Consider the following 20408-nt stretch of genomic DNA (forward strand, 5'->3'; position numbering starts at 1 on the left):
TTCGATGGCAATAAAAAGGCGCATCGGGTTTGATTGCGGATTGACGTGTCAGAAATGCCGACACTGAAATAGAAGGGCGGCGCATGGTTTGGCACCGATGTTCGCCGCCGACGTCGGCGCGGTCGCGGTGAAAGGCAGCCCGGCCGTGGCGGACCGGCGCATGAAAATCACCAGCATGGCAAAAATTTTGCGCAACCACCCGCTGGCGCGACTCGCGCCGAAACCCCGGTGCTAGCATGGCGGCCGAGATGACAGCAGCGCCGACCTGGCGATGTGCAAAAAAAAAGGAACCAGAATGAAACGACTTTCCCCTATCGCTGCGACGGTGTGCATGTTGGCTCCGCTTGCCGTAGTGGCCGCCCCGGGGCCGGCCGTGGTGGCCTCGCCGGACGGCAGCGCGGTGATGCGCATCGCGCGCGACGCCAGCCAGTTTTCCATTGTCCGCCGCGGCGAAACCGTGATCGCGGAGTCTCCGCTTGGGCTTGAACTGGACGGCGCTCCCGGCTTCGGCCCGCTGGAGCTGGAACGGCGCGAGGACGTCAAGGTCAACCACGTCATACCGCTGATCGCCACCAAGGCCGCCAGCGCGCTCGATCGTTACAGCGGCACCACCCTGGTGTTCCGCGAACGGGCGCCGGCGGCACGGCGCCTGCTGCTCGACGTGCGCGCCTATGACGACGGCATCGCCTTCCGCTACCGCATCGAAGATACCGCGCCGGTGCGCCTGCGCGGCGAGCGTACCGCCTTCGTGCCGGCGGCCGATCCCGAGTGCATGGTGTCCGAGGCGGAGGGCGCGCACGAAAAGCCGTTCGCCAGCAGCAAGCTGTCGGCGCTGCGCGAAGGCGTCGCCTATGACGTGCCGGTGGTCTGCGCCACGCCGTCGGGACGCACCTCGTACGCCATCACCCAGGCCAACCTGGCGGGCTACACCGGCGCCTCGCTGTGGCGCGAGGGCGCCGCGTTGCGGCTGCGCTTGTCGGCGGTGCCGAACCGCACCGGGCCGGCCTATGTGTCGCAGGCCGGACTGACGACGGCCTGGCGCGTGGTGATGCTGGGCGACCGCGCCGGCGACATGATCCCTTCACACCTGATCGGCAACCTGAATCCGGAGCCGGCGGGCGACTTCCGCTGGGTGCAGCCGGGCAAGGCGGCCTGGGACTGGTGGTCGGGCCCGGTGGCGGGGATGAAGCCGGACATGGACAGCTACCGCCGCTTCATCGATTTCGCCGCCGCCTCCGGCCTGCGCTACTACCTGATCGACGCCGGCTGGGCCTGGGGTTCCGGCCCCGGCTGCTGCAACGCGCTGCCCGGCACCGACATCACCCGCGCCGCCGACGGCATCGACATGCCGGAGCTGGTGCGCTACGCCGCCGCCAAGGGCGTCGGACTGCTGCTGTGGGCCCACTGGGAGCATGTGGCGCCGCGCATGGAGCAGGTGCTCGATACCTACGCGCGCTGGGGCGTCAAGGGCATCAAGGTCGACTTCATGAACCGCGACGACCAGGACATGGTCGCGTTCTACCACCGCATCGCGGCCGCCACCGCCGAGCGCAAATTGCTGGTGGACCTGCACAGCGCCTACGTGCCGGCCGGCCTGCAGCGGACCTACCCGAACTTCATCACGCAGGAGGGCGTGCTGGGCGCCGAATGGAACAAGTTGAACAGCAGCGTCACGCCGCGCCACAACCTGATGCTGCCGTACACGCGCATGCTGGCCGGCCCGATGGACTACACGCCGGGCGGCTTCCGCAACGGCACCCCGGCCAGCTTCAAGGTGCAGGACGTGCTGCCGCTGACGCAGACCACGCGGGGCCAGGCGCTGGCCATGTACGTGGTCTACGACAGCCCGCTGCAGATGGTGTCCGACGCGCCCGAGGCCTACCAGGACGCGGCCGGTTTCGATTTCGTCAAGCGCGTGCCGGCGGCCTGGGACGAGACCCGTTTCCTGTCCGGCGAGCCGGGGCGCGACATCGTGATGGCGCGGCGCCAGGGCAGCAGCTGGTACGTCGGCGCGATGCGGGCCGAGGAGCCGGCCGGCGCCACCGAGCGCGTGCCGCTGCGCTTCCTGGCGCCCGGCAAGTATCGCGCCACGATCTGGGAAGACGGCGCCACGCCCAATGAGCTGCGGCGGGTGGAGCGCGAGGTCGGTCCGGCCGACGTGCTGGAGTTGACGCTGGCCCCCGCCGGCGGCGCTGCGGTGATCCTGGAACGCCTGTAGCAGCGCTTGGGGCGGAGCCTCCGCTGGCTCAGCGGGATGGATCGCTGGCCGGAGCGGAGGTTCTCGCGGCTGCGGCCAGATCGGCGGGAACGGTAATCCCGAAGCGCTTGATCAGCTTGAAGTCGAACGCCACGCCTATCTTTGCCGGAGTCTCGGACGGAATGGCGGCGATGGCCTCGCCGGCGAGCAGGCGCGCGACCATTTTTCCGGCTTGTTGCCCCATGCCTGGCAGCGATGGGTAGATGTTCATGGCCGCCCCCCAGCCCTCGCGCGCGTCCGGTTCTATGATGCCAACCAGGGGTTTGTCCGCATATTTCGCCATCGTGCGCGCGAACTCCGGATTGATCCCCATTTGGTCGTTCGGCGCCAGAAACAGGTCGACCTGGGAGTTCAGCTCCTCGATCAGCGGCACCGTTTGCATGGCCATGCGTTGGGTGCCGTTGTCGCCCCTGACGAATTTGACGCTGCGGTAAATGATCTTCAAGTCCTTGAACTCGGGGTCGCTGGCCAGCAGCTGTTCCAGCCAGGCGCGGTAGCTGAGCGATTGCGGCATGTCGCCGTAGATCAGGCCTATGGTCCGGGCGCGCGGCATGACGCGCCGGATGAATCGCAGACGCTGCTTGACCGGCACCGGAAAGGAAACGCCGGTGACGTTGCCGGCAGGCGCGGTGCCGAAGCCGCTGATCAGTCCCAGTCCGACCGGATCGGTGACCGACGCGAAGACAAACCGGCTGTTTGGCTGATCCGCCGCGATTTTTGCAAATGCCTTGGCCGCGATCGTGCCGGCGATGTAGACCACGTCGAAGCTCGCGCCATGCTTTAGTTCCCAGATGTGCGTGGCGGCGCCCTCGAATTGAGACAGCGAGTAGCGCTCGACCTCGAGGTTACGTCCCGGCACGAAGCCGTGGGCCGCGAGCGCATCGAGCATGGCGCCGGTGATGGTTATATACGGCTCGGTCTTTTGCGTGTCGATCACCAGCAATCGCTTGGCAGGCACGGCTCCAGCAGCAACAGCGGGGGAGCCGCAAGGTGCCGATGAGCTCAGGAATGTCGATAGTAAAAGCAACGCAATGCTGCTGCGGCGATCGCTCATAATCTATCCTCATTGCAACCTTGGCTAACGAACGTATGTGCGGCTCTTTACGTTTTACACCTGGTAGTGATGCGGATCAAGTATTTAACGACATCCTTCGCTTTTTGACTCCGATGGCAGGGATTTAGTCTTGGCGGCCGATCAGTCGGCGCCCGCGCAGCCATTCCTCGGCGCGACGGGGCCAGTCCGACGCCGTGCCCTGGCCAAGGCGCATGCCCATGCCGTGGCCGCCGTGCTCGAACAAATACATTTCGGCCGGCACGTGGGCCCTGGTCAGAGCCTGGTAAAACAGGATGCTGTTCTCGACCGGCACCAGGCCGTCGTCCTGCGAATGGATCAGCAGCGTGGGCGGGGTGTTGGCGGTGACCTGCCGCTCGACCGACATCAGCCGCACCAGCTCGGGCGACGGCGCCTTGCCCAGCAGGGACTCGCGCGAGCCGGCGTGCGCGGCCGGCGCTTCCATCGTGATGACCGGATACATCAGCAGCGCGAAATCGGGGCGTGCGCTGACCGCGTCCAGCGCCGTGCCGGTGCGCCCGGCCGGATCGTTGTACAGGGTGGCGGCGCTGGCGGCCAGGTGGCCTCCGGCCGAGCTGCCCATGACGCCGATGCGGTCCGGCGCGACGCCGTACTCGGCCGCGTGGGAACGCACCAGGCGGATCGCCCGCAGCACGTCCTGCAACGGCGCCGGATGGCCGTAGTCGGACAGGCGGTACTTCAGCACGAAGGCCGTCACGCCCAGGCTCGACAGCCATTGCGCGTACTGCTGCCCCTCGCGGGTGTTGGACAGGAAGGTGTAGCCGCCGCCCGGGCAGATGACCACCGCGGTCTTGCTGGCGCGGTCGTAGGCGGCCGGGTACACCGTCAGCGTGGGCTGGCTGACGTTGCTGACGCGCTCGTCATCCAGGCGCTCCGGCCCGGGCGCGGTCCTGGCGTTGGGCACGCCTTCGGGCCAGAGCGTCAGCACCTTGGTCTGGGCCTGGGCCAGGGCGGCGGTCAGCAGCAGCAGGGCGAGTAGGGTTTTTCGCACAGCTCAGCTCGCGCGCGCAAAGCTGATCTTCAGCGCGTTGGCGTAGGCCAGCGCCGGCGCGTCGGCCGGCAGGGTCACCTGCAAGCCGGCCGCGGTCTGCCGGAACGCCAGCTGGCGGCCGGACCCGAGCAGTTCGACCCGCGAAACGCGCCGCTTCAAGTGCGGGCTGTCGCTGCGCATGGACGCGATCGACACCGTGCCGGCCGCCGGCCAGCCCATGACGAAGGCATACACCTGCTCGCCCTTGGCGGTGAAGCGGATGTCCGCCGCCGAGAACGGTTTGCTCTTGCCCTCGTTGAAGCCCGGGCCCGACATTGCCGGGCTGTCCTGCATCACCGGCCCCTCGCCGAACACCGCCCACGGCCGGGTGTCGTAGACGCCTTCACCGTTGCGGGCGATCCAGCGGCCGATTTCCTCGACGATGGCGTGCTCCTGCTCGTCGATGGTGCCGTTGCCGCGCACCGGCACGCTCAGCAGCAGGTTGCCGTTCTTGCTGACCACGTCGATCAGCGTGTGCACCACCGTCTGCGCGCTCTTGTAGCCTTTGCGGTCATACAAGCCGCGGTCGTAGTGCCAGTTGCCGATGCAGGTGCAGGTCTGCCATGGCTGGGCCTCGATCTGGTTGCTTTGGCCGCGCTCGACGTCCCACACCATGGTGCGGCGCTGTTCGGCACTGAGGATCTTGCCGTTGACGACAGCCTCGTTTTTGCCCTTGGTGGCGATGCTGCGGTTGTACATGTGCGCCGCCAGCCGCAGGCCGACGTCGCTGACCGGATGCAGGGGCAGCACGGTATCGTCGTAGTACACCAGGTCCGGATCGTAGGAATCGATCAGGTCGCGGGTGCGGTTGTAGAACTTGTCGCAATAGGCCTGGTCGGGAATCGACGCGCCGCCGCCCCAGTGCCACTGCTGGTCCTGCACGCCGTCGCCGCCGCCGCGCTTGCTCAGGGCGTGGCCTTGCGCATACAAGGCCTGCGGGTCCATACCCTCCCACCACTTGCCCTTGCCGTCGGCCCGGGTCAGATTGCCGTCGTAGGGGATGCCGGCGTAGGGGCCGCTCTTGTCGGCGCCCTGGGAGGTCTCGTACCAGGTCCAGGCGTGCGCGGCGTGCACGCTGACGCCGAAGCGCAGGCCGTTGGCGCGCGCGGCCTTGGCCCAGCCGCCGATCAAGTCCTTGCCGGGACCGTTCGTGGTCGAATTCCACTCCGGCTGGTAGCGGCTGCGGTACAGATCGAAGTTGTCATGGTGGTTGGCCAGCGCGACGAAGTACTTGGCGCCGGCCTTCTTGTAAAAGGCCACCAGGGCGTCCGGATCCCAGCGCTCCGCCTTCCACTGGTGAATGATGTCCTTGAAGCCGACCTGGGACGGGTGGCCGTACTTCTGCAAATGATGCTTGTAGGCGTCGCTGCCTTCCTCGTACATCAGGCGGCCATACCAGTCGCCGAACTCCGGCTCGCATTGCGGGCCCCAGTGCGCCCAGATGCCGAACTTGGCGTTGCGGAACCAGTCCGGGGTTTTGTAGTTCGCCAGCGAATCCCAGTTCGGCGCGAACGGGCCGGGGGCGATGCTCGCCGTCCCCGCCGGCGCGACCGCCTCGGCGGCGTAGGCCAGGCGGGACAGCGCGATGGCGGGAATGGCGGCGCCCATGTGTTTCAGTAATTGTCGTCTTTTCATTGTGTCGTCTCCAGAATGCGATAGTTGGATTATGTTGCCGAAGCGGTCCGCCGCAGTTACGAAATTGAATAACGTGTGGGGCAAAATTTCGTAAAACGGGAAATCCCGGGAAGCCCGGCTTGCATTTGTATTTCCTGCTATTTATATTGAGCCGGCAAACGACCCCAAGGTCTTGTATTGAACCAGGAGAGGAAAAGAATTTGAAGACGACGATGCAACGGACTGTGCGACGCGTCAGCGCCATGGTGGCGGGCTTGCTGTGCGCTGCGGCCATGGTGCCCGGCCAGGCCACGGCAGGCGACGAATCGGCCGCCCGCGTCCAGTGGTGGCGCGAAGCCCGTTTCGGCATGTTCATCCACTGGGGACTGTACTCGATACCAGGCCGCGGCGAGTGGGTGCAATGGGGCGAGCAGATCCCGGTCAATCAATACGCCAAGCTGGCCGACCAGTTCAAGCCGACCCGTTTCGATCCGCAGGCCTGGGCCGCGCTGGCCAAGGACGCCGGCATGAAGTACACCGTGCTCACGGCACGGCATCACGATGGTTTCGCATTGTTCGACGACGGCGCCAACCCTTTCACCAGCGTGAACAGCGCCGCGCACCGCGATTTCGTGGCCGAGTATGTGAAGGCGGTGCGCCAGGCGGGATTGGGCGTGGGACTGTATTACTCGCCGCTGGACTGGCGTTTCCCCGGCTTCTTCTTCCCCGACCTGCAGCGCGAAAGCGCGGAAGCCATGCGCGCGCAATACCATCGCCAGGTGGAGAAACTGCTGTCCAATTACGGCAAGATCGACGTGCTGTGGTTCGACGGCGGCGAAACCGACTGGCTGAGCTTTAGCGGCGACTGGACCATCGCCGAATGGAAGAAGCGCGCCGACGGCAAGCACTACCAGGGTGGCTTCAGCTGGCAGCACGACCAGGTCTACTCCACGCTGCGCCGCCTGCAGCCGCAAGTGCTGATCAACGGCCGCGCCGACATGCCGCCGGACTTCCGTTCGCGCGAAGGCGACGCCGCGCTGGGCGATTTCGACAACGAGCATCCGTGGGAGCTGTGCACCACCATCGCCGGCGCATGGGGCTACCAGCCCAATATGCAGCCCAAGCCGCTCAAGCACTACCTGCAGTTGCTGGCCAACGTGGCAGGGCGCGACGGCAACCTGCTGCTGAACGTGGGCCCCGATCCCGACGGCCAGATCGATGCCACGCAGGCGGCGCGCCTGCGCGAGATCGGCGCCTGGCTGGGGCAGTACGGCCAGAGCATCTACGCCACCCGCGGCGGCCCCTTCCTGCCGGGCGAGTACGGCGCCTCGACCCATCGCGACCGGACCATCTATGTCCACGTGCTGAAATGGCAGCAGGACAAGCTGGCCTTGCCGGCGATTCCGGCCAGGATCGTGCGCGCGTCGGTACTGACCGGCGGCGACGTGCGGTTCACGCAGACGGGGCAGGGCATCGAGCTGTCCGTGCCGCCGTCCGCGCGCAACGACATCGACACCATCATCGCCTTGCAACTGGATTCGCCGGCCGCCGCGATCCGGCCGCTGCCTGTGCCGAAGTAAGCGTCGGGCGGCCCGAGGCCCGGCGTCGCGTACCCGATTTGATCAATTTCATCTGTTGCGTTGAGCAATTTAGTATTGAAATCAGGTCAGGAAGTATGGACCATGGCTTCAGCCTTGAAATCGACCTCGTCGCGGCGTAGACCGCGACGCACATGGCTGATTGCCGTGACGGCAATCCTGATAAATCACTGGGGGAACGCAAGATGCAGTTGAAGAAAAACATGACCTGCCTGACGGCCGGCTTGCTGATGGCGTTCGGCGCCGCGGCCGAGACCTATCACTGGGACAACGTTGCCATGGGCAGCGGCGGCTTCGTCAGCGGCGTCGTACCCAGCAAGAGCGAGCGCGGCATTGTGTATGCTCGTACCGACGTGGGCGGCTCCTACCGCTGGGATGGCCAGACCGGCCGCTGGATAGCGCTGACGGACTGGCTGAGCGAGAGCGATACCGGCCTGATGGGCGTGGAGTCGCTGGCGGTCGACCCGCGCAACGCGGCCATCGTGTACATGCTGGCCGGCACCAGCTACTTCAGCGGCGGCAAGACCGTGATCATGCGCTCTACCGACTATGGCAAGCACTTCCAGGTGACCGACGTGACGGCCCAGTTCAAGGCGCACGGCAACGGCATGGGCCGCCAGAATGGCGAGCGGCTGCAGGTCGACCCGGGCTCGAGCAACGTGCTGTTCGTGGGCACCCGCAGCAACGGCCTGTTCAAGAGTGTCGATTCGGGCGCGACCTGGAGCCGGGTAAACGGGCTGAACGTGAATGACACGCCCAACGGCAACGGCATCGGCTTCGTGCTGCTCGATCCGGCCAGCGTCAGCCAGGGCACGGCCAAGCGCATCTTCGTCGGCGTGTCGCGTTACGGCTCGGTGGGACCGAACCTGTATTTCAGCAAGGACGGCGGCGCCACGTTCACCCCGGTCGCGGGCGCGCCAAGCGGCCTGATGCCGCAGCGCGCGGCGATCACGTCCAAGGGCCGCCTGTACCTGACCTATGCCAACGGCGCGGGACCGCACGGCTCGTCCAGCGTGGCCAACGAGCCGATGAGCACGGGCCAGGTCTGGGAGTACAACACCGTCGGCGGCGCCTGGACCAACGTCACGCCGGCCGGCATCAGCCAGCCGTTCGGCGGCATCAGCGTCGACCCGGGCAATCCCAAGCGCCTGGTCGCCTCGACCATCAACACCTATTGGCTGCAGCAGCGCGAGCCGGCCACCTACGGCGACCGCATCTTCACCTCGCTGGACGCCGGCCGCAGCTGGACCGACCTGATGGCGCGCGGCATGACGATCGACCCGAACGGCATCGACTGGGTCCGCACCTCGTCGATCCACTGGGCCGGCGCGATCGAGTTCGACCCGTTCGATACGAAGTCCGCGTGGGTGATATCCGGCAACGGCCTGTTCAAGACCAGCGACATCGACGCGCCCACCAGCAGCTGGAAGTTCGACGTGCATGGCATGGAAGAGACCGGCGTGTACGAAGCCGAGAGCATTCCTGGCGGCCCGCTGGTGACGGTAGTCGGCGACTACGACGGCTTCATCAGCACCGATCCGGCCCAGTACGGCCCGCGCCACACGCCGTCGATGGGTTCCACCACCGGCCTGGCCGTGGCCGCGCAGGCTACGCACGTGATGGCGCGGGTGGGCAATTTGCTGTACACCTCGACCAACATGGGGGTGAGCTGGGAGCAGGCGCCGTCCATGAATGGCTCGCGCGGCAACCTGGCGCTGTCGGCCGACGGTTTCGTGCTGCTGCACAGCCCGGAAAATTCGACCACCACCTACCGCTCCACCGATTTCGGCGCCAACTGGACGCCGGTGGCCGGCCTGGCCGTGAACAACGCGCGGCCGGTGGCCGACAAGGCCAACCCGGCCAAGTTCTATGTCTACGACCGCGTCAGCGGCAAACTGCTGGTGAGTACCGACGGCGGCAGCTCGTTCAATCCCCAGGCCCAGCTGCCCACCGGCGGATCGAGCCTGGTGCGCGCCACGCCCGGCCTCGAGGGCGACCTGTGGGTGTGCCTGGACTCGAAGGGTCTGAGCCACTCGACCGATTCGGGCGCCACCTTCACCAGCGTGGGCGGCATCAATTCCTGCGGGTCCATGGGCTTGGGCAAGGCGGCGCCGGAGGCCAGCTATCCAACCCTCTACATGTGGGGCGCGGTAGGCGGCACGCGCGGCCTGTTGCGATCGACCGACCGGGGCGCCCATTGGGACCGCATCAACGACGATGCCCATCAATACGGCGGCTCGCTGAGTGGCTGGGTAACCGGCGACATGAACACCTACGGCACCGTCTACATGAGCACCAACGGCCGCGGCAGCGCCTACGGCAGGATCGACCCGGACGGCGACGTCCAGGTGGTGCCGCAGGTGTACGCGAAGCCGGCGCCTACTGCCGAGTGCAAGTACGTCGTGACCAGCGGCTGGTGGGGCGGCCACATCGCCGACGTGCGCATCACCAACACCGGGTCGGCCACCATACCCGGCTGGACGGTGAACTGGACCTACAGCGACAACTCGTCGGTGCAACAGTTCTGGAACGGGGCGGTGACGGGCAGCGCGCCGAACTACTCGGCCTCCGACGTGGGCTGGAACCACGACATCGCTCCGGGACAGACCGTCACGTTCGGCATAGTCGTCGGCGGCCAGGATGGGCCGGACTTCACCGCGATACCGGCCGTGACCGGCGACGTCTGCAAATAAACGCCTCTTATTCAACAAGGTAATCCCATGAAAAAAACTCTGTTCGCACTGATCGCCGGCGCCAGCCTGATGCTGGCCTCCCAGGCCCATGCCGGCGTCACCAATTTCGATGACCTGGCCACCGCCGGCGACTTCGCCAGCCTGGGCGATATCAGCCCGTACGCCGGCCTGAACTGGAGCGCAGACTGGTACGCCGGCGACACCGGCATCGACGGCTACGCCAACGGCGCGCACTCCGGCACCAACTACGCCGTCAACGGCTTCGGCGCCGACGCGGTCGACATCAGCAGCGCCACCGCGTTCAAATTCACCGGCGCCTGGTTCGCCGCGCCGCAGGGCGTGGACGACAAGGCCAGCTGGGTCAACGTCACCGCCTACGACGCCTCCAACCACGTCATCGGCAGCACCGGCAACGTCGCCATCGGCGCCAGCTATGTGTGGGTGGCCGGCGGCTTCGACAACGTGTCGCGCCTGAGCGTCTCGCGCGACAGCGGTTGGTATGCGATGGACGACTTCAGCACCGCGGCCGCCGCGCCGGTGCCGGAGCCCGGCACGGCGCTGATGCTGGGGGCCGGCCTGCTGATGCTGGGCGCCGGCCGACGCCGGTCGCGCCGCCGCTAAGCGGCCGGCAACCAAGGCTGTAGCGGGGGCCGCGCCACAGCGCGGCTCTTTTTTTAGAACCATTTGAACTAGACGACGATGCAATTTAAGAAAAAAATAAGCCTGATGGCCAGCGCCATCGCACTGTGCTGCGGCAGCATGGTGGCCGCCGCCGATACCGCCACGGTGGCGCAACCGGACCAACCGTGGATGAACCGCCAGCTTGGCGCGGACCAGCGCACCGAGCTGGTGTTGCAGGCCATGACGCTGGACGAGAAACTCAAGCTGGTGATGGGCTATCTGGGCGCGGACGACGAAGGCAAGCATTTCAAGCGTCCGCCAGCATCGCACAAGCAGTCGGCCGGCTTCATTTACGGCGTCGAGCGCCTGCAGATTCCGCCGCTGTGGCAGACCGACGCCGGCGTGGGCGTGGCAAGCCAGGCGGGGCCGGAAGCGCGGCCGGCGACGGCGCTGCCGTCGGGCTTGAACACGGCCGCCACCTGGGACTTGCAAACCGCCTTCGACGGCGGCGCCATGATCGGCGCCGAAGCGCGTTCCTACGGCTTCAACGTGCTGCTGGCGGGCGGCGTCAACCTGATGCGCGAACCGCGCAACGGCCGCAACTTCGAATACGCGGGCGAGGATCCTCTGCTGGCCGGCAAGATCGTCGGCGCGCAGATCAAGGGCATCCAGTCCAACCATATCATCTCGACCCTCAAGCATTACGCGCTGAACGACCAGGAGACCGGCCGCACCACGCTCAACGTCAAGATCGAGGAGCAGGCGGCGCGGATGTCGGACCTGCTGGCCATGCAGATCGCCAAGGAAGAGGGCAACCCCGGTTCGGTGATGTGTTCCTACAACCGCATCAACGGCGTCTACGCCTGCGAACACAACTACCTGCTGAACCAGGTGTTGAAGCAGGACTGGGGCTTCAAGGGCTGGGTGATGTCCGACTGGGGCGCGACCCATAGCACGGTGCCGGCCGCCAACGCGGGGCTGGACCAGCAGTCCGGCCTGCCGTTCGATGTGGCCGAGTATTTCGGCGCGGCGCTGAAGGAGGCGGTGCAGAACGGCTGGGTGCCGCAGGCCCGCCTGGACGACATGGCGCGGCGCGTGCTGCACAGCATGTTCGAGCACGGCGTGGTGGACCGGCCGGTGCCGGCCACGCCCGAGGCGATCGACTTCAAGGCCCATGCCGCGGTTACGCTGCGCGATGCGCAGGAGGGCATGGTGCTGCTGAAAAATGCCGGCCGCGTGCTGCCGCTCAGTTCATCGATCAAAAAGATCGCGGTCATCGGCGGTTACGCGGACAAGGGCGTGATGGCGGGCGGCGGCTCCTCGCTGGTGTATCCGGCCGGCGGCAACGCGGTGCCGGGGCTGGAGCCCAAGTTCTGGCCGGGCCCGGTCATGATCTATCCATCGTCGCCGCTGCGCGCCATCGAACGCCATGCGCCGCAGGCCAAGGTCAGCTTCAACGACGGCAACGATCCGGCCGCCGCCGCCAAACTGGCCAAGGACGCCGACGTGGTGGTGGTGTTTGCCACCCAGTGGACCGGCGAGGCCTTCGACGTGCCCAATCTGTCCCTGCCCAACAAGCAGGACGCGCTGATCGCCGCCGTGGCGGCGGCCAATCCGAAGACCGTGGTGGTGCTGGAAACGGGCGGCCCGGTGACCATGCCGTGGCTGCCGAAGGCGGCGGCGGTGCTGGAGGCCTGGTACCCGGGCACCAGCGGCGGCGATGCGATCGCCGGCGTGCTGTTCGGCGCGGCCAATCCGTCCGGCCACCTGCCGGTGACGTTCCCCGCTTCCGAAGCGCAGCTGCCGCGCGTGGCGCTGGACGGCTATCCGGAACCCAAGGAGCCGCGCCGCTTCGACGTCGATTATCACGAAGGCGCGGCGGTCGGCTACAAATGGTTCGACCTGAAAGGCCATCAGCCACTGTTCCCGTTCGGCCATGGCTTGTCCTACACCGAGTTCGCGCTGTCGGACCTGGACGCGCGGGTGGAGCAGGGCGTGCTGCAGGCCTCCTTCACGGTCAAGAACGTCGGCAAGGTCAGCGGCAAGCAGGTGGCGCAGGTGTATGCCGCGCCGCTCGACGTCCGCTGGGAAGCGCCCAAGCGCCTGGTTGGTTTCCGCAAGGTCGAGGTCAAGCCGGGCGCCGGCGTCAAGGCGTCGGTCAGCGTGGATCCGCGCCTGCTGGCAATGTATGACACGTCCAGCAAGACCTGGAAGGTGGCGGCCGGCAATTACAAACTGACGCTGGCCAGCGACGCGATGGACCAGAAAGCCAGCAGCGTGGTGGTGCACCTGGACGCGGCCGTCTATGATGTCAACGGGCGGCCGGTAGCCGCGAAGTAACATCGGGCGCGGCCTGGCCGCGCCCATTTCCGGAGTCTTGCATGATGAATCCACAGAACGCAGCGTCTCATTTCAAACGCATCGTGGTGGTCGGCGGCGGCACGGCGGGGTGGATGACCGCGCTGGCGCTGGCCACCGGGCTGCGCGGCAGCACGGTGGAGCTGGTCGAATCCGAGGAGATCGGCATCGTCGGCGTGGGGGAGGCGACCTTTCCCTCGATCCGCGAGTACAACCGCCTGGTCGGCATCGACGAAGCGGAATTCCTGCGCGCCGCCAACGGCACCTACAAGCTGGGGATCGAATTCCGCGACTGGCGCGTGCGCGGCGAAAGCTACTTCCACACCTTCGGCGACTTCGGCCAGTTGAGCGGCCCGGAAGCGCTGTGGGGCCACTACCGCCGGCTGCGCGAGGGCGCCCCCGGCACGTTCGACGAACAGTGCCTGCCCTCCGTGATGGCGCGGCAAGGGCGGTTCTGCGTGCCCTCAACCGCGCCCGGCGCGCCGGTCTACAAATACGCCTTCCACTTCGATGCCACGCTGTACGCAGATTTCCTGCGCAAGCTGGCGCTGACGCGCGGCGTGCGGCGCACCGAAGGGCGCATCGTCGACGTGGCGCGCCGCGCCGACGGCGGGGTGGCTAGCCTGCGGCTGGCCGACGGGCGCGAGGTGGCCGGCGACCTGTTCATCGACTGTTCCGGCTTCGCCTCGCTGCTGCTGGGGCGCACGCTGGCCGAACCCTTCGTCGACTTCGGTCACTGGCTGCCGGTGGACCGGGCATGGGCCTGTCCCTGCGAGCGCAGCGGCGCCGAGCTGACGCCGTACACCCGCGCCACCGCGCTGGAAGCCGGCTGGGCCTGGCGCATTCCGCTGCAGAACCGGACCGGCCATGGCCACGTGTTCGCCAGCCGTTTCATCGACGAGGAGCGGGCCCGCGAGCAGCTGCTGCAACAGCTGGACGGCGCGCCGCTGGCCGAGCCGCGGCTGCTGCGCTTTGCCACCGGCCACCGCGCGCGCTTCTGGGTCCACAACGTGGTCGCGCTGGGATTGTCCTCCGGCTTCCTGGAGCCGCTGGAATCGACCAGCATCTTCCTGATCCAGAGCGGCCTGGGGCGGCTGATGCCGCTGCTGATGTCCGGCGCCCCGGTCGGCGCCGCGGCGGTGGCTGACTACAACACCGGCTCGGTGCGCCAGTTCGCGCGCATCCGCGATTTCATCATCCTGCACTACCGCCTGACGGCGCGCCGCGACAGCGAGCTGTGGCGCCACATGGCGGAGATGGAGCTGCCGCCGACGCTGGCGTTCAAGCTGCTGGCCTGGCGCGAGACCGGTTCCTTGCACATGTACGACGAGGAGGGCTTCGACGCCACCAGCTGGCTGGCGATCCACGCCGGCATGGGCCACTGGCCGATGCGCGAGGATCCGGTGCTGCTGGAGCTGGGGCGCGACGACGCGCTGCAGGCGCTGCGCGATCGGCGCGACGCGATCGCCGCCACCGTGGCGCGCCTGCCCGGCCACGACGCATTCCTGAACCACGTGCTGGGACGCTGACGACATGATCCATACGATGTCCTTAATCGGCGTCGCCTCTCTGGCGTCGCCCTGAAGGATGCCAACGACAATGGCATTGCCCTGTCAAGGCCCGCCTGTGCCTTGAGTGCACGGTTGCGTTGCGTTCGTAATGTATCTAGAATGATTGTATGCAACACCTCACTGTCCATGATCTGATTTCGGAAAATAATCGCTTACGTGCCTTATTGCAGCAACAAGCCGAGGCGCAACGCAAGGTCGAACAAGCGGTGGGTATCGAACGCCTGCTGATCCGCACCCTGACAGACAATATGCCCGAATTGATCTACGCGAAAGACGCTCAAAGTCGTTTTTTGTTTGGCAATATGGCGGTGGCCGACATCATGGGTGCCAGCAGCCCCGCCGCGTTGATCGGCAAGTCCGACTACGATTTCTACGCGAAAGAATTGGCGGATCAATATTTCACCGACGAACAAGCGTTGTTGCGTTCGGGTGATTCTCTGATTGGACACGAAGAGCCGGTCGCCGACGCCCATACCGGTGAGCAACGAACCCTGCTCACGACCAAGGTGCCGTTGCGCGACCACGACGGCGTAGTGATAGGCATTGTCGGTATTGGTCGCGATATCACCGATCGCAAGCTGGTCGAAGCAGAACTGTTGAACAGCAATAGCTTGTTGATCGAGCTAAACAAGAAACTGTCGCATGCGCAGGAGCAACTCGTTCAATCGGAGAAAATGGCGTCGATCGGTCAACTCGCCGCCGGCGTAGCCCACGAGATTAACAATCCGATCGGCTACGTATGTTCCAATATCAGCGCGCTCGATGGCTATATGGTGAAAATCCTTAACATCTTGGCGGTACACCTCGATGCGCAACAATTCATTACGGCGCCCGACGTGGTAGAGCGGCTGAACCGCTTGCGCATTGAAAACGATATTAACTACGTGATCACCGATTGCGGCGACTTGATGCGCGAAACCCGGGAAGGGATTTCTCGCGTCAGGCAAATCGTACAGGATCTAAAAGATTTCTCCCATGCCGACACCAATCTCGATTTCCATTGGGCCGATCTGCATCGGGGGATCGACTCGACGCTCAATATCATTTCTAACGAACTAAAGTACAAGGCCGATGTGGTCAAGGAATATGGCGACATTCCTCCGGTCGAATGTATCGGCTCGCAGATCAATCAAGTTATTATGAACCTGGCGGTCAACGCGGCCCACGCCATCGGTGCCAAGCGTGGCGTGATCACTTTGCGTACTGGGCTGGACAAGGTCCACGGTGACAAGGTGTGGATCGAGGTGGCCGACACTGGTTGTGGCATCGCACCCGAAAACGTGAAGCGGATTTTCGAGCCATTTTATACGACCAAGCCGATCGGGCAGGGAACCGGTCTGGGGCTGGCGCTGTCCTATGGCATCGTACAGCGCCACCGGGGGCAGATCGAGGTTACCAGCGTCGTCGGCCAAGGCACGGTGTTTCGCGTGACGCTGCCGCTCAAGCACACGCCTGTTGATATGCAAGAGATTTTGCCCCGCTCTTAGGCCTAAACGCTGAGCCAGCGCCACGACGCGATCGCCGCCACGGTGGCGCGCCTGCCTGGCCACGACGCCTTCCTGAACCACGTGCCGGGACACTGACCGCATGATCCAAACAATATCGCTATCGCTCCGCTCCCGGATCTTCCTTTCCGCCGGGACGGCCATGGTGCTGTTGCTGCTGCGCAAGAGCAACCGTCACTGCATGGCCGTCATACGTCACCATACGTTGCTTCGCGCGAGAGAACGCGGCACCGTGACCGCAGCCAGGCCCGACGACCACTACGCTGAACTGGCACTTTTCTTTCATACCAGGGAAATTACCCTGGCGCTCAAAAATGGTCAATTTCCTGCCAGCGTCATCCCATCGCATGCGCGTCAACGCGTACTCGCCGCGCTCGTATCCCCAGCCGTCGCCGGCGTCTTCGTAAAACGTGAATTGCCCACTCGCGCCAGGATAGACCCGAAGCTCGATCTGGGCACTGGTAACTTGCGACACATATTCCTGGACCGGGCCGATGGGAATGATGCTGCCGGCGCGGACGTGGACCGGGATGCGCGATAGCGGCGCATCGACCACGACCGTTCTCCCGCCGGCCTGCGATGTCCCGGTCCAGAAATCGAACCAAATTCCTTTCGGCAGATAGACTTCGCGGGTACGCTGTCCCTGCAGCGGAACGGACTTGGCGGCGTAATACATGGGTTCGAGCACGGGGCTGACCATGACGCCGTCGCCAATCAGCATCTGCGTTTTCAGATCGTATGTCCGAGGGTCGTCCGGGAAGCCGAACGCAACCGGCCGAATGAACGAGGCGCCCTTCAGGTAGACCAGTCCGGCCAACGAATACATGAATGGCAGGAGGCGATACCGTAACTGGATGGACTCGATGATCGCATCGTAGAACGGGGTCCCGGGCTCGCCGAAGTGCCACGGTTCACGCGGCGTGTCCGTACCGTGACTGCGGAACATCGGCAGGAATACACCGAACTGCAACCAGCGCGTATATAGCTCCCGATAGCCAAGATCCCCGACACCGGCATCGTAATCGCCATTCCAGAACCATTGCTGGCCACGCCGGACGAAGAATGCGCCAATATCGCACGTGACGTACGGATTCCCCGATGCGCTGTAGCTCTGGAGCGCCACGACCTGCTGGGCAAGGACCGACCATCTGGCCGCAATGTCGCCAGTCCACACCACGGCGCCTGCAGCCTGGCTGCCGGCGTACGCCGATCGCGTAAGGTTCACCAGACGCTTGGCAGGTGCAGCCTTCCGCCAGTTCCGGTAGAAACTCTGCGAGTCCACCAGAGCGTAGGCGTTGAGATACTGGGGATCGATGATCTTGGCCAAGCCGCGGATGTTGAGTTCATCCGCATTGTCAGGACGTTTGGCGTCCTGAACCCAATCAGCCACCTCCGGTTCGGTCGAGTCGCACCACCAGGCATCGATGCCGTGCCGGCCGAGATACTGCCATGCGTGGTCAAAATAGAGGTCGCCTGCCTTGCGCTGGAAGAAATCGACGTAATCGGTGCCGGCCAGCGTGTAGCCATTGTCTTTCAGGGCCCGGCCCGGCGGATCGAGCGGACTCGGGTTCGGCCAGACAGAAATCATCACATGGGCGTTCAGGTCAAGCGCGGCCTTCGTCATTGCCGCGATGTCGGGATACCTTGCCGCCTCCGGAACGAAGCTGCCCCAATGGTTGGGCATCCAGTAGTTCCAATCCTGGACGATGGTATCGAGCGGGATCTTCCGTCGACGGAACTGCGCGGCTGTCTCGACCAGATCCTGCTGGGAAACGTAACGTTCCTTCGATTGCATGTAGCCGAAGGCCCACTTGGGCAGCAGCCTGGCTGGCCCCGTAAGCTCGCGGTAGCCCGCGATGGCGTCGTCGGCTTTTTCTCCGACGATCACATAGTAATCGAGATCGTCCACGACATCGCTAGTGAGCGACATGCCGTCCGCGCCGTCGGCAAACGTGAGCGCACTGTACGAATCGAACAGCAGGCCATAGCCGCGCGTCGAGGTCATGAACGGCACGACGATACGCAGATTATGCTGATACAACCTCTTTCGTCTCCCGCGCAAATTCAGGTCGTCGGTTTCATCGAAGCCCAGGCCATATAATGCCTCATCGCCGTGTAAACTGAAACGCGCCGCCGCCTTCCAAGCATCCCTGTCTTTCGTCTGCACATAGGCGCCCGCGACCTGCCGCTCACCGTCGACGGTTTTTATCCTGGTGACCGTGGAGGGGTCCGGCATGGACTTGACAACTTCGACCCGTTCGAATGCGCGCGGTGACGCAGTATTCTCTTGCAGGAGCAAGGTGCCATCGGCTCGCCAGAATGAAAGCGCACCACTGCCGAGGTCAAGTTTGACCAGCATCTTGGGGGAGCGCAATGAGCACGCCTTGTCATCACCGCCGATCTTGATGACGGACGGCCGACCGCCAAAGTCGGCGCGCATCAGGCTTGCGCGCTCGGACCATTCCTGGTTCGGCGTCGCCGTGACACGGACGATGTGATCGTTGACGAAGCTGATTCTCAAACGGGTACTGGCGGTTGCGCACTCCACGCCCACCCCGGTCTTGCGTACGTTCTTCACCGGCGCAGTGCCCGACCCGCCGTGCAGCAGCTTCTCGGCGGCGCTCGCGTACCTGGTCACCGTCAGCGCTGGCACCGCCCCGACGAACTGCATAAGAAGTTTTCTACGGCTATACATATGTCCCCAATTGTTGTTATCGATCACCATCCTAGGCTTTGCAGTTCACATTGCGCATATCGCACTATGTAAATTATATATAAAGTACAAATCTCGGCAAAATTGGATGAATAGGCTAGACGCCCCCGCGCAGCAATTACAAAAATGCTCAAAGGCCACGACAAAAACGCGCAACGCCGCCTGCTGCCTATGTGGAAGTCCACATGGCTACGATACAATCGGCTGTATTAAACTTATAAGAGACAAGGCTCTGATCATGCGCGCAACCTCACTCAATCTTGGCCTGCTGATGTGCGCCATCCCGTTCGTCTGCGCGGCCCAGCGCAATCCGGAGCTGCCGTCACAGCAGGCGCCGGAACAGGTGCGCGCCAACCTGGCCGGTTCCGCGGTGCTGGCCCCCGACGACGTGCGCGCGTTGGCCGCCGCGCCGGCCGGCTTCGCGGAGGTGCAGCCCGGCGTCGCGCAGGGAAGGGTGGAAGAATTCAGCTACGACTCGGCCGTCACCGGCACGCGGCGCAAGGCCAACGTTTACCTGCCGGCCGGCTATTCGGGGCAGCGCCGCTATCCGGTGCTTTACCTGCTGCACGGTATCGCCGGCAACCACGAGGAGTGGCGCGGCTATGTGCACGCGCACACCATCCTCGACAACCTGATCGCCGCCGGCAAGGCGGTGCCGATGATCGTCGTGATGCCCAACGGCCGCGCGCTGGCGGACGATAATCCGCCGCCCGCCGACCGCATGTTCACGCCCGCGCACGTAGAAGGTTTCACCCGATTCGAACCGGAACTGCTGGCGTCCCTGATCCCGGCCATCGACCGCAGCTATCCGACCCGCGCCGAGCGCGGCCAGCGCGCGATCGCCGGACTGTCGATGGGCGGAGGCCAGGCGCTGAACATCGGCCTCGGCCATCTTGATACCTTCGCCTGGATAGCAGGCTTCTCGTCCGCGCCCAACACCCGAGCGAGCGAGGTGCTGCTGCCCGAACCTGCGCAGGTACGCCGCCAGCTGCAGCTGCTGTATCTTTCGTGCGGAAACAAGGACGGGCTGATCGGCGTGTCCCAGACGCTGCATCGCTACCTGAAGCAGCACGACGTCCCGCATGTGTGGAATGTGGATGAATACGGCCACGACCGCGAAAGCTGGGCAGATAATCTGTACAACTTCGCCCAGCGCGTCTTTCAGCCTGCGGCAGATTGATGCGTGGGCGCCGGTGTGCAACGGTGTCGCAGTGACAGACGGCATGACATGCTGTACATTGCGAGACCTGACGACTGCCGCCGCACCTGCGCCCGGCGGGGTCGCCGCCGTCCGACCATTCAACTGTAATCTATATGCACGCTTTATATTCAAAGGCACTGTTTCGGCTGGTCCT

The 20408-nt window shown here is 65.0% G+C and carries 13 protein-coding genes; 9 read left to right on the forward strand and 4 right to left on the reverse strand.

The window, feature by feature from the left end:
- Positions 1 to 88: 88 nt before the first annotated feature.
- Positions 89 to 235 (forward strand): hypothetical protein, encoded by a 147-nt coding sequence (locus tag ABWW33_RS03600; protein ID WP_353398952.1) that lies wholly within the window; start codon positions 89 to 91, stop codon positions 233 to 235.
- A gap of 60 nt (positions 236 to 295) precedes the next feature.
- Entirely contained in the window at positions 296 to 2218 is a 1923-nt protein-coding gene (locus ABWW33_RS03605) for a glycoside hydrolase family 97 protein (protein WP_353398955.1), read from the forward strand.
- 28 nt (positions 2219 to 2246) lie between these two features.
- Here ABWW33_RS03605 and ABWW33_RS03610 read toward each other — a convergent pair whose 3' ends face one another.
- The 3 genes from ABWW33_RS03610 to ABWW33_RS03620 all read right to left on the reverse strand — a co-directional run bounded on the left by ABWW33_RS03610 (position 2247) and on the right by ABWW33_RS03620 (position 6015).
- Positions 2247 to 3311 carry an ABC transporter substrate-binding protein gene (locus ABWW33_RS03610; RefSeq protein ID WP_353398958.1) on the reverse strand — a complete coding sequence of 355 codons (1065 nt, stop codon included), beginning with the start codon at positions 3309 to 3311 and terminating at the stop codon, positions 2247 to 2249.
- 124 nt (positions 3312 to 3435) lie between these two features.
- Positions 3436 to 4341 carry an alpha/beta hydrolase gene (locus ABWW33_RS03615; RefSeq protein WP_353398961.1) on the reverse strand — a complete coding sequence of 302 codons (906 nt, stop codon included), beginning with the start codon at positions 4339 to 4341 and terminating at the stop codon, positions 3436 to 3438.
- Between the two features lie 3 nt (positions 4342 to 4344).
- On the reverse strand, positions 4345 to 6015 hold the full coding sequence (locus tag ABWW33_RS03620) for an alpha-L-fucosidase (protein WP_353398964.1): 1671 nt from the start codon (positions 6013 to 6015) through the stop codon (positions 4345 to 4347).
- 212 nt (positions 6016 to 6227) lie between these two features.
- On the opposite strand from ABWW33_RS03620, the gene ABWW33_RS03625 reads away from it, so the two are divergent.
- From ABWW33_RS03625 to ABWW33_RS03650, 6 genes are all read left to right on the forward strand, one after another.
- Positions 6228 to 7574 carry an alpha-L-fucosidase gene (locus ABWW33_RS03625; RefSeq protein ID WP_353398967.1) on the forward strand — a complete coding sequence of 449 codons (1347 nt, stop codon included), beginning with the start codon at positions 6228 to 6230 and terminating at the stop codon, positions 7572 to 7574.
- Between the two features lie 203 nt (positions 7575 to 7777).
- Complete coding sequence (locus ABWW33_RS03630) at positions 7778 to 10285, forward strand: cellulose binding domain-containing protein (protein WP_353398970.1); 2508 nt, start codon at positions 7778 to 7780, stop codon at positions 10283 to 10285.
- Positions 10286 to 10312: 27 nt separating this feature from the next.
- Positions 10313 to 10906: a PEP-CTERM sorting domain-containing protein gene (locus tag ABWW33_RS03635; RefSeq protein WP_353398973.1), complete on the forward strand. Its 594-nt coding sequence runs from the start codon at positions 10313 to 10315 to the stop codon at positions 10904 to 10906.
- 78 nt (positions 10907 to 10984) lie between these two features.
- The gene (locus ABWW33_RS03640; RefSeq protein WP_353398976.1) at positions 10985 to 13246 is read left to right on the forward strand and encodes a glycoside hydrolase family 3 C-terminal domain-containing protein; all 2262 of its coding nucleotides are present in this window, start codon (positions 10985 to 10987) and stop codon (positions 13244 to 13246) included.
- A gap of 41 nt (positions 13247 to 13287) precedes the next feature.
- Positions 13288 to 14793, forward strand: coding sequence for a tryptophan halogenase family protein (locus tag ABWW33_RS03645; protein ID WP_353398979.1), 1506 nt, complete (start codon positions 13288 to 13290; stop codon positions 14791 to 14793).
- A gap of 149 nt (positions 14794 to 14942) precedes the next feature.
- Complete coding sequence (locus tag ABWW33_RS03650) at positions 14943 to 16322, forward strand: ATP-binding protein (RefSeq protein ID WP_353398981.1); 1380 nt, start codon at positions 14943 to 14945, stop codon at positions 16320 to 16322.
- Positions 16323 to 16440: 118 nt separating this feature from the next.
- Here ABWW33_RS03650 and ABWW33_RS03655 read toward each other — a convergent pair whose 3' ends face one another.
- Positions 16441 to 19011, reverse strand: a complete 2571-nt coding sequence (locus tag ABWW33_RS03655; protein WP_353398984.1) for a glycoside hydrolase family 31 protein — start codon at positions 19009 to 19011, stop codon at positions 16441 to 16443.
- A 280-nt stretch (positions 19012 to 19291) separates the two neighbouring features.
- Here ABWW33_RS03655 and ABWW33_RS03660 point away from each other — a divergent pair, with 280 nt between their 5' ends.
- Positions 19292 to 20233, forward strand: coding sequence for an alpha/beta hydrolase (locus ABWW33_RS03660; RefSeq protein WP_176650906.1), 942 nt, complete (start codon positions 19292 to 19294; stop codon positions 20231 to 20233).
- Positions 20234 to 20408: the final 175 nt, after the last annotated feature.

It is taken from the genome of Duganella hordei (assembly GCF_040369125.1).
Lineage (GTDB): Bacteria > Pseudomonadota > Gammaproteobacteria > Burkholderiales > Burkholderiaceae_D > Rugamonas > Rugamonas hordei.